This is a genomic window from Corynebacterium nasorum (genome assembly GCF_022345765.1).
Lineage (GTDB): Bacteria > Actinomycetota > Actinomycetes > Mycobacteriales > Mycobacteriaceae > Corynebacterium > Corynebacterium kefirresidentii.
The window spans coordinates 74,686-88,468 of record NZ_JAKRDR010000009.1; the positions used below are offsets into that span (position 1 = coordinate 74,686).

The window sequence follows — 13,783 nt, forward strand, 5'->3', positions numbered from 1 at the left end:
AGCAAGGCACGGCACCCCACCCGCTACTGTGCTGGGAAAACTAGCGCGATGCCTGTTCCAAAAGCTCCAAAATGTGGTGGTAATCCTCGCCGGTGGCACGGGTAAGGCCAAGCTCGCAAGTGCGGTTGGTCGAGACGTGATACTGCGCTCCGATTTCCTTGACTTGCGCTGCCTCGGCGCGGGTGGCGGCAGCGGTAAGCTCCGAGTGCAGCATGCCGCGGTCACCGGCATAGCCACAGCAATTCCACTCGGTGGGAATGTGTACCTCGGTCGCGGCGGCGCGGGCCACCTTTTCTACATCGTCCATCATGCCCAGCTGGAAGGCAGAGCAGGTGGGGTGCACAGTCATGGAAGCCACTGGATTCTTTACTTCCAGCTGCGGCAGCAAGGTATCGGCCGTAAAGCTAATGGCGTCAATAACGGTGATACCCACCGACTCCAACATATCTTTAAAGCCAGCGGTGCAGCTGCTGGCGTCCACGATAACCGGAAGGCGCGCACCATCAGTAGCGTCCATGACGATATCGCGCACGCGCTGCTCCATTACATCGTGGCCGGCCTGCATGCCCTTGGAAGACCATGGTGTACCACAGCAAAGCTTGTCGATGCCCTGCGGAACCTCCAGCGCGACCCCGGCGCGCTCCAAGAGCGCCACAAAGGAATCGGTAGCACCCTTGCCGCCGCCTTGCGGGCCGAACATGGTGTTCACGCAGGCGGGCAGATAGATTCCGGTGGTCTGGGCATAGCGATCACCTACGCGGCCGGCCAAGCGGCCGCGGGACTTGCCGCCCTTGCCCAACTCTGGCTGGTACTGCGGGAGATTATCGGCACCGATGAGACTGCGGCCCACATCGGTAACCTTTTTGACTAGCTCGGTGGGCAATAGGTGCGCGCCGGTAAGCGCTACCCCGGCGCCTTGGCTGACTACCTGCCAGTTCTTGGCGGCAGCACCCCACAGCTTTTGCTGCGCTGGCTGGGCTTCCTCGCGGCGCAAGCGCTTGATGAACTTGCCGGTATCGATGCCTACTGGGCAGGCAGTGCGGCACATCGAATCCACGGCGCAGGTCTCGACGCCCATGTACTCGTAGGCCCGATCTAGCTCAGCGACGAGTTGGCTATCGCCAGCTTCTTCCGCGCGCTTGCGGGCGCGGCGCACCACAATGCGTTGGCGTGGGGTAAGCGTGAGGTCGCGCGACGGGCAGACCGGCTCGCAGTAGCCGCACTCCACGCAGCGGTCTACTTCCTCTTCCACGGTGGGATTGAGCTTGATGTTTTTGATGTGTGCATCGGGGTCATCGTCCAAGATGACGCCGGGGTTCATCGTGTTGGTGGGATCGCAGGCCCGCTTGAGTTCCTGCATTACCTCATAGAGCTCATCGCCGTACTGGCGGCGCACATACGGCGCCATGGCGCGGCCGGTGCCGTGTTCCGCCTTGAGATTGCCCTCGGCCGAGAGGACCAAGTCCACCATGCCCTCGTTGAAACCGTTATAGCGACCGATGGCATCATCGCCTTCAAAGCGGTCCGTAAGCAGGAAGTGGATATTGCCGTCCTTGGCGTGGCCGAAAATGACGGCATCATCATATCCATAGCGGGCAAAGAGTTCCTGCAGCGAAGAACAAGTATCTGCCAGATCGCCGACGGGCACGACGATGTCTTCCAAAAGGGCCGTCGTGCCAGACGGGCGCGCCTCTGCTACCTGGGCGTACAGACCCTTGCGGAAATTCCAAGCGGAAGTGCGCGTTGTGGCATCAGCCGAGAAGGCTGCCGGGGACTGCAGCGGCAATTCGCGCAAGAGCTGCGATCCCTTGCTTTCTTTCTCCTGCAATTCCTCTTGGGCATCAGCGTGATACTCAATGAGCAACGCGGCCTGCTTATCCACATCGAAACCGGTAATGGCCTGCGGCACCTTATCAAAGCCTTGACCGACGCGAATAGAGGCAGAGTCCATCAGCTCCAGGGTGGCCGCTCCGGTCTCCAAAAGTGCCGGCAGGGACTTGGTGGCAGCGCTGAGATCATCAAATACGGCCACCGTGGTGGTGGTCAGCTTAGAAATCGGCACCGTGCGGAAAACCGCTTCCGCAATGAAGGCCAGGGTTCCTTCCGAACCGATAAGCAGGTGCTCAAAAAGCTTGACCGGGCTATCAAAGTCGAGGAAGGAATTGAGACCATAGCCCATCGTGTTTTTCAGCTGGAAGTGACGGCGGATAATATCCACGGATTCCTGGTTATCGCGCACACGGCGCTGCAGGCGGATAAGCGTGTCCACCAGCTCCGGTTCCTGCTCCTGGAACTGCCGGTCTGCATCCGGATCGGCGGTGTTAATTACGGTGCCGGTAGGCAGCACAAAGGTCAGCGATTCCAGAGTGTTATACGTATTGAGCTCAGTGCCGCAGGCCATGCCGGAGGAGTTATTAGCCACCACGCCGCCGATGGTGCAGGCAGACTCGCTGGCCGGATCCGGCCCCAGTTTGCGGTTGCGCAGGCCTAGGCGGGCGTTGACCTGACGCACCGTCGCGCCGGGCTGGACGCACACGCGCTTGCCCTCATCAAGAACTTCTATACCGCGGAAGTGCTTGCGCACATCCACCAGGTATCCATCGCCGGAAGCCTGACCTGCCAGAGAGGTGCCACCGGAGCGCAGAGTTACCGGAACATTCTGCTGCCGGCCCGCACGGAAGATGGCCGCCACATGCTCGGCGGAGCGAGCCTCGATGACTGCCTTGGGGGTGTACAGGTAGTGCGAGGCATCGGAGGCATGTGCCACGCGGTCAATGACCTCGGTCTTTACCTCCATCCCATAGCGAGTAGAAAGTTCTTGCACATCAACGACGCCGGTAGTCATGTACCGCAGCCTGCCTTCCCAGAAAAAGAGTACGTAGTTGTTCACACATTGCACTCCCCTGCGCTTAGCGTCGCAAGTTAGGAGGGGCTTAGGAAAGCTCGCCGCCACACCCGCTCCTCGGCCGGATACTGCGTAGATTTTTCTCAGATAAACCCGCACCCTTTCCCGCCTGGCGGGTGATCTTCATCTATCCTGGAATGCGTGTCTGCGAATTTGAAAAAACATCTAGCAACGTTGTCGAAGCGTGGCCGCAACCGAGTTTTGGTTGGCGACCTTGACTATGCCGGAATCACCGGCAAGGTTTATACCCCCGCGGAGGGCCAGAGCCTGCCCGCGGTGGCTTTTGGCCATGACTGGATGCACAAAATTAAGGATTACCACGCCACCCTGCGCCACCTGGCTAGCTGGGGCATCGTCGTGGTAGCCCCCGATTCTGAGACCGGCCCCTTCCCCGACCACCGCAACCTAGCTGCGGATATGGAATCCGCGTTGCAGATTGCCGCCGGGGTAAAGCTAGGCTCCGGAAACATTACGGTCTCCCCGGGCAAGCTCGGCATGATTGGCCACGGCATGGGCGGTGGCACCGCCGTGCTTGGGGCCTTGGACAATAAGAAAGTCGCCGCCGTCGCCGCTATTTACCCCTCGGTCACCTCCCCCTCTGCGGTGCAGGCTGCCCGCCGCATTGACACCCCGGGCCTAGTCATCGGTTCCGGCCAAGAAGACATCTTCAATGCTGGCAACCCCGCCAAGCTGGCCTATAACTGGCGTGGCCCGGTGTGCTTCCGCGCCATCGACAAGGGCAGCCAGGCTGGTTTTACCGAGGATCGCCTGCGCAAGTTGGCCATCGGAACGGCTGCTTTCCAGTCCGGCCCTACCGAAATCACCCGCGGTTTGCTCACCGGCTTCCTGCTGGCCACCCTAAATGATGATTCCACCTACGCCGCCTTTGCAGATCCAGAGGCAAGCGCGAAGAAGGTAGAAAGCCTGGTAGGCGAAGACCTGGCCGAGCGCGCCGGCGTAACCCGCGACGCCTAAGGCTTTAGCCCCGCCGCAGCACTGATTGCACCTGCCCCGACGCGTTTCGTGAACGCGCCGGGGCAGCGCCATATCGGGGCCTGGGCGCCGCTGCTTGTCGACGCCCCACTTGCCCCTTCTCCCTCCGTGCCTCCTGCATGGCCTTATCCGCGGATTTTTCAAGCTCGTCTTGCGCTTTCGCCAGCGTTTTTTCAAATTCCAGCAAGCGTTTAGCCGTCCTTTCTCGAAAGCCCTGCGCAAACTCTGCGAAATCATTATTCATTACCACTGCCCTGCCTTTCGTGCCTTAATGGATGGTTCTTCTGGCGCGGGTCCTGCCTCTGGCTGGGGCGCTGGCGCCGGCGCAGGTGCTGGGTCGGGAGCTGGTGCTGGCTCAGGAGCCGGTTCTGGGCCCGGCTGAGGCGCTGGCGCAGGTGCCTGTTCAGGCGCCGGTGCTGGGGCTGGTGTCTCCGCTGCACCAGCGGCTTGGAGGTGCGCCACCTTTTCCGGTGGCGGCGTTGGCTCCTCTACCTGAGACAGCTCTGGGGGCGGTGTCATGACTCCGTCATCACCAGTCGATTCAGGTTCAGGGCAAGGCTCCGGTTCGGGCTCTGGCTTAGGCTCAGAGCAGGGATCAGGTTCTGGCTCAGGTACGGGATCGGGTTCGGGTTCTTGCACCGGACAATCCAGTTCGGACATGTTCTCCAAGCACTGTGCAGCGCCTTCCACAATGAGGCCCACGCCCACCAATGCGATTCCGGCTCCGACCAAGCCGAGGCTACCGCTACAGGAGGATTCGATCTCACAGACTTCTGAGCTGGTCTGGGTAGTAGTGACACATTCTTCAGTACTCTCCCCGGTATTCTCTGGGCACAGTGGTTCTTCGCTTGTGTCCGTTTCAGAAGCGGGTTCGGTTTCCATTTCTGGCTTGGGCTTCGGCTCTGGATGAGATTCTGGTTCCGGGCACGGCTCTTCTACCTGCTGCGGCTGTTCCGGTGCTTCCTGCGGCGGAATGATCTCCGCCTGCGCCGGCCTAGTGGTCTCTACTTCGCGCTCCGACTGTACTGGCCGCTCGGTGTTTGATTGCTCGGTGCACTCACAGCAGTGGCACCCAGCACCATGCTCTGATGAGGTCTCCGTGTGCATTTCCGTCTCGGCTGCAGGCTCCGGTGCAGGGCATGCCTCAGGTGGAGTAGGCGTTGGTGAAAGAGGCGTCGGTTGTGGTGGAACGGAGGTGGCGTGGTGTGATTCCGGCTTGGAATCAGGCTCCGGCATCGGTTTGGGCACAGGTGGGCACTCCACTTGCGCAGGCTCGGTGGGCCGCGATGGCGGGCACTCATCCTTTGGCATCGGATTCGTGGGAGGTGGAGCGTCTGGGCACTTCTCTACGGGTGCCGGGCAGGCTTCATCTGCAGGTTTAGCCGGCGTCGGGCATTCTTCCGGCATCGGGCGCTCACAGACGCACTCACAGCGCGATTCGAACTCGCTATAACAGGATTCGATCGCATCATCGCGGTCGCGGCAGGTGCTGGCGATATTGTGATTTGTCTCCTCAATAATTTGCCCCCCGATCGTGGAAAGAATCGGGATGATGAACCTGGCTAAAGGGTGTTTGGTGGCGACCATGGACAAAATATTTAACAGTGGGATGACCGCAGAGACGAGCTCGGTAAGGGCCGTGTCAGAGACATCAACGACGTCAGCAATAGCGCCTGAGCACTGCTCCGCCGAGCTAGTCAGATGTGCGGCATCTTGGCGGTCAATGTCGAAGTCTTCCTGCACGCCGCACAGGTGCTCACGCATGGCGCCCTGAGCAACCTCGGAATCATCCTGCTGCAAATAGCCCGCTAGTCCAGCACCGCCTCCCTTCGGGCGATTGCCGCCCACGGCCGCAACGGTATTTTTCACCAAATTTTCGGGCGCAATGCCATCAACCGCACCGACTAACTCTCCTAGTAGATTCATCGGCATGCTGGGGCCCGAGTAGCTGCCCAGGCAGGCGAATTGGAATTGAGAAATAGCGTTAGAGTAGTCCCCCAACAGGGATTTTGTCAGCGTACTCACTTGCTGCCAGCCTCCCTACCGCGTGCAAAGGAGCTGCCAAAGGACTCATCAAAATCGGCGAAGGCGCGCACCTGTTCATGAGCGGCGTGGGCGGTGGCGGATAAATTATCCAACCTCTGCCCGCCGCGCTCATGGATGCGCGCCAAGACATCACGAATGCGCTCACCGTGGCCGCCAAAATTGCGTCCAGCCGCGGCCACCGGAAAATCCGGTACCTCGGCCCGGTGGGCATCGCGTTGCTCGTCGTTATCGGCTACGACCTGCCGTAGTGCGGACATCGCCTCCAAGGGGCGAAGAAAAACCTCAGACACTTGTGTATTCCCCCAAATCCATATGCGGTAAAAGTTCTCACCTTCATTGGACTGGGGATTGCGCCAAATGGTTCCCTCGGATTATAAAAATCTTCCACACTAAGCGGTGACTCTAGACCGAAGAAACGATGGCGGAAAGCCTCCCTGCAACCTTGCGGGCCTGCTCCTTGTCCGCAGCCTCTACCATGACGCGGAAAACTTCCTCGGTGCCGGAAGGTCGCAGCAGGACGCGGCCGGTCTCGCCGAGTTCTTCCTCGGCCTGAGCGATGGCTTCTTGTACTTCGGGGGCATCCATGATGACGCCCTTATCAGAAACCGGCACGTTGATGAGCACCTGCGGTAGCACGGTCATTACCGATGCTAATTCCTTTAGGGACTTCCCGGACTTGGCCATGCGCGCCATGATAGACAGGCCGGTAAGGGTGCCGTCGCCGGTCGTGCAATCATCCGTCAACACCACGTGGCCGGACTGCTCGCCGCCCAAGGAGAAATCGCCGCGGTTGAGCTCTTCTAGAACATAGCGGTCGCCTACTGCGGTGTGACGCACCTCGATGCCTTGTTCCTGCATCGCCAGCTTCAGGCCTAGGTTGGACATCACGGTTGCTACCAAGGTGTTATAGCGCAGGTCATTATCATCCTTCATGCCCACGGCCAACAGCGCCATAATCTGGTCGCCGTCAATCACATTGCCCTCGGCGTCCACAGCCAAGCAACGGTCGGCGTCACCATCGTGGGCCAGGCCCAAATCGGCGCCATGCTCGACGACGGCCGCCTGTGCCTTTTCAATATGCGTCGAACCGCAGTCCTCATTGATATTAAAGGCGTTCGGCTCATTGTGGATAGCAAGAACCTCAGCCCCGGCCGCCTCATAGGCGATGGGAGCAACCTTGGAGGCCGCACCATTGGCGGTATCTACGACCACCTTGATGCCGCTCAAATCCGTGGAGACCACTTCCTTTAAATGGTTGAGGTAGCGCTCGCGTCCGTCTGGCGCCTCCGAAATGATGCGCCCCAACTTGGTGCCAGTCGGGCCGTCTTCAGTGAGGTTTTCCATAGTGGCCTGAATCTTGTCTTCTATTTCGTCCGGTAGCTTCTTGCCGCCGGCGGAGAAGAACTTAATGCCGTTATCCGGCATAGGGTTGTGGGAGGCAGAAATCATTACGCCGAGATCCGCGCCATAATCATCCGTCAGATAGGCAATCGCCGGGGTCGGCAACACGCCCACGCGCACCACGTCAACGCCGCGGGAGGCCAAACCAGAGGCAATCGCCGCATCCAGCATCTCGCCGGAAACGCGCGGGTCGCGACCAATAATGGCCAACGGCCGACGCTCATAGGATTCCCGCTGGGCGGTGAATACCTCCGCAGCGGCCTGGCCTAGTTGCAAGGCCAGCATCGGAGTCAGCTTCTTGTTCGCGAGGCCGCGAACGCCATCGGTTCCAAAAAGTCGAGTCATGCAGTCAATTATGCACGCCTGTGCCCAGCGATTGCATGTTGGGGCAGTTTAGGCGAAATCAAGCTTTTGGTTTATCGACAGGTTGAGCACTATTCCTTCCACCCGCGCTTCCATAAAACGACGAAAGCCGCCTCCTCCAAAAGGGAAGCAGCGGCATTCTCGGCGTTTGCGCGCGCAGTAGAAGCGAGATTAACGCTTGGAGTACTGCGGTGCGCGACGTGCCTTGTGCAGACCAGCCTTCTTACGCTCAACTGCACGAGCATCTCGGGTGAGCAGACCAGCCTTCTTGAGGGCGGTGCGGTCACCTGGGTTGTAGATGTTCAGTGCACGAGCGATAGCCAGACGCAGGGCGCCAGCCTGACCGGTTGGGCCGCCGCCGTTGACGGTGACCTTGAGGTCGAACTGGTTCTCGCGCTCCAGCAGGGTAAGCGGCAACAGGATGTCCTGCTGGTGCAGCTTGTTCGGGAAGTACTCGCCGAACTCGCGGCCGTTAACCACGATCTGGCCGGAGCCAGCAACGAGGCGAACACGAGCGACGGCGCGCTTACGGCGTCCGACGGTCTGGATCGGGCCCTCGTGTACCGGAGCGGCAGCCTCAACCTCTTCGGTCTCGGCCGGTGCGATGGAATCACCGATGGTGTTGGTGAACTCTTCGGTAGCGGCGCTTGCTGCAGCGATGTCAGCAGCGTCGGCTACGTTGTTGTCGATGTTCTGCTCAGACATTACTGTGCCACCTGCTTAAACTCGAAGGTTTCCGGCTTCTGGCCGGCGTACGGGTGCTCTTCGCCTGCGAAGACGTGCAGCTTCTTGATGGAAGCGCGGGAGAGCTTGTTGTGCGGCATCATGCCGGCAACGGCTTCTTCGATAACGCGAACCGGGTTGGCGTCCAAAGACTGACCCAGGGTCATGGACTTCAGGCCGCCCGGGTAGCCGGAGTGACGGTAGCGCATCTCGCGGCCGCGCTTAACGGAAGAAACGTGGATCTTGTCAGCGTTGAGGATGATGACGTGGTCACCAGCGTCAACGTTCGGTGCGAACTGTGGCTTGTGCTTGCCGCGCAGCAGGTCTGCAACGGTGGAAGCGAGCTTGCCCAGCACCACATCAGTAGCGTCGATGACGTACCACTTGCGGGTGATGTCACCGCTCTTTGGGTGGAAAGTAGACAATTTGACTCCTTGAAAGTCTGTCTCGGAACTGCCGGCCAGCGCTAAGCATCCATCCACTCCCGTACAGCGGCCGGTGGAGACCTGCAGGGAGCGCTTCGCCAGCTGCTAGCCGACGAGCGAACACATAGGTCTCCTACCCTACTTGCTCACCTGCCCGAAAACCAAAACGCCGAAACCGGTACCTTCCGCGGCTCAAACGGAAGGTACCGGCTCGTGGGTGTGGACTAGAAAGGTACGACTTGAAAAGGTGGAAGAGAGGAAAAGAGGTATTGGTCAAAAAGTGCTCACGCTGCAATCTTTTGCCAAGACTGCGGCTGCGTCCGCCTCCTGCCACTCGGGTGTGGTCAGTGGCACCGCAAGCTCGGCCAAGACAGCCTGAAACAGTGCAGGCGGGGCGCGGATCTAACCCCAGCTTGCGGCGGCGCGACGATTAACGTCACTCATTGCATCATTGCCCTGAGAGACGGTCTTGGAGATGGTCGCGAGCACGGTATTGAGTTCCTGAGATGCCTTGTCCCACTTGGCCTGTGCCTGGTTATAAGCCACTGCGGACTCGCCCTCCCAAGTGCTCACCATCGGCCGCAGCCGCGCCTTCAGGTCTGCCAAGGTGCTGTTGATGCGACCTGAGGTGGCGTTGATATCAGCTGCGGCGGAAGAAATGGCACCGAATTCGTACTTGATCTCGGACATGTGGTGGTGGATTCCCTTCTGTGAATCTATAGGTTTTGGTCAGTGGACTAGAGAACTGTGCAGTGCGGTTTAGAGGGCGAGGCCGCCACCAACATTGGAGAATGCCTGGGCGTTTTCTGCTTCCACGTTGTCGAAGTTGTGCGCGTTGCTGCGGATATTGTCAGAGATAGAGGCCAATGCCTCGCGCAGCTGTTGTGCAGAGGTGTTGTAACGCTGCATCAGGTCATCGAAGGAGACCTGGGCTTGGCCTACCCAGCTTCCGCGCACAGAGTCGACGACTCCCTGCAGGCGGGTGAGCTCGCCTTGGACTTCATCATTGGTGTTATCGACTTTGCCGGCGGTGGCAACCATGACATCGGCTTGTGTCTTGAAAGTCTGAGACATAAGAGTGCGCCCCTCCTTAGGGCGGATGAGATTGTGTATATTCCCCCGAAAAAGCATCTGTGCTTTCTCACCTTTATTGGACTGAACTTTCTGCCAAACGGTTCCCGTCTGGGACAAAGTTTTTAAGACTATTTTTTGACCAGGCTTTCCGTAGCCATGCGGCAGGCTGCCTTTTGGACAGCATTGGAATTGTGGCGGGTATGGCACCCCACAGACATCTGATGCCCACGGTCTTCCCAGGTAGTCCACTCCACCAAAGAGCCGTCCCCTGGGTCTTCGGTATAGCTCAGGCGCCCGGCCTTATCGGTAGCATCGCGTAGCGCCGGGTCTTCGTCGACCTGCGCGCGGATTTCTTTAAAAAGTGCATCCGCCGGAACGTTAAACATTTCATCCGCCGCCAATAGGATACGCAGGTTCGGATCCTCCCCGGTGGCGGTAACCAACCCATCTTCTACCTTGGTATGAAACCCGGTGGGAACGACCACAGACATCCCCTCAATATCTAGATGCTTCTCCCCTGGATTTAATTCGTTACCACCTGGTTCTGCAGTATCCACGGCACTGGACTCTGGCGAGTTGGGCACGGATTCCATTGCGCTGTCGCGGCCCGGCTGTGCGGCGCGTGGTTGTGGGCGGGAATCACCTGAGGCGGCATCACTGTCTGCTGAATCTCGTGCGCCGATAGCCCACCAGGAAGCTCCGGCAACGGCAATAATGACCACTGCAATTGCGAGGTGGAAGATATCAATAGCCCCGAGCCAACCGCGCAGCCGGTCGGACCAGCTTGGTGTTACTGGCTCATCATAGGCTGGCGCTTCCATCACTCTGGTGGGAGAAGCTGGTTCCGCAATCTCCGTAGCCGGATGAGTAGTGGTTCCAAATGAGGTTGACGTAGCTAACGAGGAGATAGCTGGTTCTGGGTCAATGAGCCGCACCCCGGTGACTTCCAATTGCCGGCTGACAATGGTGGTGGCCTCCTGCGCAATGTCCGTGCCGGACGAGTCTGCCACCACGCAAGCTTCCACGTCGGGCCAGGACGGCCCGGCCAACTTTGAAATCTGATCCATGACCTGCCCCAAAGCCCAACCTTCCACGATGCCGGTACCCGGCAGGTCGTAGCGGTATACCGAATCAGGCCCTTCAAAAATGGTGGCCGCGTCTAGGATCGTGACGGTAATTGGTACAGCGTTAGTCTCCCCACCGTCAGTGATTGGGGCGCCGGTATGCGAATTCGCGCTGAGGTTGGTGGTCATTTACTTCTCTCCTTCTGGGTACACCACTTGGGCGACGCCGAGGTTTTCACCGCGGATGCTCCACTGACCGCGGCCGGGTGGTTGTTGGCTGGGTTTAAGGCCAAAGATGGTGCCTTCGTCCCGGTCGGCGTCGAAAAGCAGCAACGCTGGTTGAAGATCGCGCACTGCAGAGAAGAATTGGCCGAAAAGGGCGCGGCCAATGCCACCGGACTTGCGAGCGACGATGAGATGCAGGCCAATGTCGCGGGCGTGCGGGAGTAGCTCCAGGAGCGGTGAAAGGGCAATATCGCTCAGCAGGTCCGCATCGTCGATGACTAAGTAGATATCTGGGCCCTTCCACCAGTCTCGTGCGGCGAGCTGCGCTGGGGTAATATCCGGGCCCGGCAGGCGGGATTCCAGTGTCCGGATAGTATCGAGAATGGTCTCTTGTGCACTTGTCTGCGTTGCGGCATAAGCGGCAACCATGTCTTGGTTCAAAGTTCCCAAGTGGGCCCGCCGCTGGTCGATGACCACAAGGCGAGCGTCTTCCCGCGCGAAGGCGCAGATACCGCGCATTATTTGTGCCAAGAAGGTGGACTTGCCGCAACCCTGCGCTCCTATTGCCACTAGGTGCGGCTCGCGCGATGGATTCCACGTCAGCGGATCGAGATCCCGTCCGCCGATGCCCCAGGCGATCTCGCCGTCGGGAATTTCCCCTTGAGTAGCAAGGGCAGACGGGGTGAGTACCGCGGGCAGCATCTTGAGTTGCGGAACTGGATCGGCTGCGGCATGAACGCGGCAAATGTGGGCGATGTCCTGGTTTGATGTGCGAGCTAGGAGCATATTCTCTCCGGCCAAGGTGAGCCCGCGGCCCGGCGCGCTGGGTAGCTTCTGCTGCAACTTGCGGTCAATAAGCGAATCCAAGGACTCACCAAGGCGCAGCTCAAGTCGGTTGGCTATGAGATCGCGGATAGCGGGGCGCATCGTGGTCCACCGCGAGGTGGCAATGACGACATGCACGTGGGCAGAGGCGCCATCGGCGACTATCTCTGTGACTTTCTCCGCTATGTCTTCAAACTCCGCGTTGGAGGTGCCAATGTGGTGCCAGCCATCGATGACGAGGAAGGTTGCGCACTGTTCCGGGCGGCGAACAAGACCGGCTACTTCGTCCACAATGCGCCGCACCTTTTCCCCCTCCTCACGCCCGGCAACTCCGGCAACGTGGGGCAGTCTCTCCAGAGACGCTAGCTGACCGCCACCCAAATCGATGACGTAGAAGCGTGCCGCCTTGGGGCTATGCCGTAGCGCCAGAGCCGAGACGATGGTGCGCAGCGCACTTGATTTTCCTGACTGCGGGCCGCCGCATAAGGCCATGTGCCCGCCGTGCTGGTGGAAATCGATTATCAGCTCATCTTGGCGTTGGTAATACGGTCTATCGATAATGCCGACGGGAGCCAGCAGCGTCCCGTTACCTGCAACAGACGACGAGGCGCCCACGTCCGCTCCGCTAGACAGTCCGGGTAATGCAGATAGCTCAATGACCGGTGGTAGCGGCGGCAGCCAGATACGGTGTGCCGATTGATCACGCAATTGGGCTTCTTCTGCCGCGGCGCGCACGACCTCGCTAAGCACAGTGGTGGTGTCATCGAGAACAACCACAGGGCTAGTGCTTTCTTCCTCCTCTGCCCAACCTCGAAAGAACTGCACGCGGCCGCGGGCTACGGCGGGTCCGTCCCCATGAGATTCAGCTATTGCCCGGCGCGGCACGGGCCCAGAAACGTAGGAGGCTTGGAAACGAATCAACGCCTCGGCATCAGACTTGAGGTAGCCCGCGCCGGGTTGGCCGGGCAAATGGTAGGCATCGGTCACGCCCAATACTTGACGGGATTCCGCCGAAGAGAAGGTTTTTAGCCCGATTCGGTAGGACAGGTGGGAATCCAGCCCCCGCAACCGGCCTTCTTCAAGTCTTTGAGAGGCTAAAAGCAGGTGCACGTGGAGACTGCGCCCCAAGCGGCCGACGGCAACGAAAAGTTCCGCAAAATCAGGGTGCTGGCCCAAAAGCTCCGAGAACTCGTCAACAACAATGACTAAGGCGGGCAGTGGCCCGTGCTCGCGTACTGCAGCGGCGGAAGCGTTGTACTCGCTGACGTTGGCGAAGTTTCCGGCGGTGCGCAACAACTCTTGGCGGCGGTTCATCTCGCCGGAGATGGCATCGTACATGCGCTCTACCAGCGTAGATTCCTCTTCCAAGTTAGTAATCACTGCAGAGGTATGCGGCAGGTGGTCACATCCTAAGAAAGTAGCGCCGCCTTTGAAATCCACCAGTACGAGGTTCAGCTCGTCCGGACTATGGGTAGCTGCAAGCGCGGTGACGAGGGTGCGTAGGAGCTCCGACTTAAATGAATGTGGGTTGTGGATACTATATAGCATTTCCATACACAGCAGCACGGCAGCACGGTACAGCAGCAGGTGGGGGTTAGGGGGCTTACTTTTAACCCTGCGCTAGAAAATAGGAAAATTTAAAAGGTTTTGTGTACCTAAGCTTCCATTTTTCATGTTTTTGTATAGAGGGCCGAAATCCAAGCCCCATAAGCCCCATAACCCCCACCAAAAAGCACGCA

At 59.3% G+C, this 13,783-nt stretch carries 11 protein-coding genes and 1 pseudogene; 1 reads left to right on the top strand and 11 read right to left on the bottom strand.

Going from position 1 to position 13,783, the window contains the following annotated elements; genetic code table 11:
* Positions 1–40 precede the first annotated feature (40 nt).
* Positions 41–2,845 (bottom strand): FAD-binding and (Fe-S)-binding domain-containing protein, encoded by a 2,805-nt coding sequence (locus MHK04_RS07910; protein ID WP_239208261.1) that lies wholly within the window; start codon positions 2,843–2,845, stop codon positions 41–43.
* 201 nt (positions 2,846–3,046) lie between these two features.
* Here MHK04_RS07910 and MHK04_RS07915 point away from each other — a divergent pair, with 201 nt between their 5' ends.
* Positions 3,047–3,880, top strand: a complete 834-nt coding sequence (locus MHK04_RS07915; protein WP_023020609.1) for a dienelactone hydrolase family protein — start codon at positions 3,047–3,049, stop codon at positions 3,878–3,880.
* A gap of 4 nt (positions 3,881–3,884) precedes the next feature.
* On the opposite strand, the gene MHK04_RS07920 is transcribed toward MHK04_RS07915, so the two are convergent.
* From MHK04_RS07920 to eccCb, 10 genes and pseudogenes are all read right to left on the bottom strand, one after another.
* Positions 3,885–4,142 carry a hypothetical protein gene (locus MHK04_RS07920; RefSeq protein ID WP_034655755.1) on the bottom strand — a complete coding sequence of 86 codons (258 nt, stop codon included), beginning with the start codon at positions 4,140–4,142 and terminating at the stop codon, positions 3,885–3,887.
* Entirely contained in the window at positions 4,142–5,923 is a 1,782-nt protein-coding gene (locus MHK04_RS07925; protein WP_239208224.1) for a hypothetical protein, read from the bottom strand. Before MHK04_RS07925 ends, MHK04_RS07920 begins: the two co-directional genes overlap by 1 nt.
* Positions 5,920–6,234 (bottom strand): hypothetical protein, encoded by a 315-nt coding sequence (locus MHK04_RS07930; protein ID WP_023020607.1) that lies wholly within the window; start codon positions 6,232–6,234, stop codon positions 5,920–5,922. The genes MHK04_RS07925 and MHK04_RS07930 overlap by 4 nt, the downstream gene beginning before the upstream one ends.
* Before the next feature lie 112 nt (positions 6,235–6,346).
* A complete protein-coding gene (gene glmM / locus MHK04_RS07935; protein WP_239208223.1) occupies positions 6,347–7,690 on the bottom strand; it encodes a phosphoglucosamine mutase in 1,344 nt (447 codons plus the stop codon).
* Positions 7,691–7,879: 189 nt separating this feature from the next.
* Positions 7,880–8,413, bottom strand: a complete 534-nt coding sequence (gene rpsI / locus MHK04_RS07940; RefSeq protein WP_023020604.1) for a 30S ribosomal protein S9 — start codon at positions 8,411–8,413, stop codon at positions 7,880–7,882.
* Positions 8,413–8,856, bottom strand: a complete 444-nt coding sequence (rplM, locus tag MHK04_RS07945) for a 50S ribosomal protein L13 (RefSeq protein ID WP_023020603.1) — start codon at positions 8,854–8,856, stop codon at positions 8,413–8,415. Before rplM ends, rpsI begins: the two co-directional genes overlap by 1 nt.
* 402 nt (positions 8,857–9,258) lie before the next feature.
* A complete protein-coding gene (locus MHK04_RS07950) occupies positions 9,259–9,546 on the bottom strand; it encodes a WXG100 family type VII secretion target (RefSeq protein ID WP_239205773.1) in 288 nt (95 codons plus the stop codon).
* A 69-nt stretch (positions 9,547–9,615) separates the two neighbouring features.
* Positions 9,616–9,930, bottom strand: coding sequence for a WXG100 family type VII secretion target (locus MHK04_RS07955; RefSeq protein WP_023020602.1), 315 nt, complete (start codon positions 9,928–9,930; stop codon positions 9,616–9,618).
* 128 nt (positions 9,931–10,058) lie between these two features.
* On the bottom strand, positions 10,059–11,183 hold the full coding sequence (locus MHK04_RS07960; protein ID WP_239208222.1) for a type VII secretion-associated protein: 1,125 nt from the start codon (positions 11,181–11,183) through the stop codon (positions 10,059–10,061).
* A pseudogene (gene eccCb / locus MHK04_RS07965) lies at positions 11,184–13,565 on the bottom strand (type VII secretion protein EccCb); the annotation flags it as partial.
* Positions 13,566–13,783 lie beyond the last annotated feature (218 nt).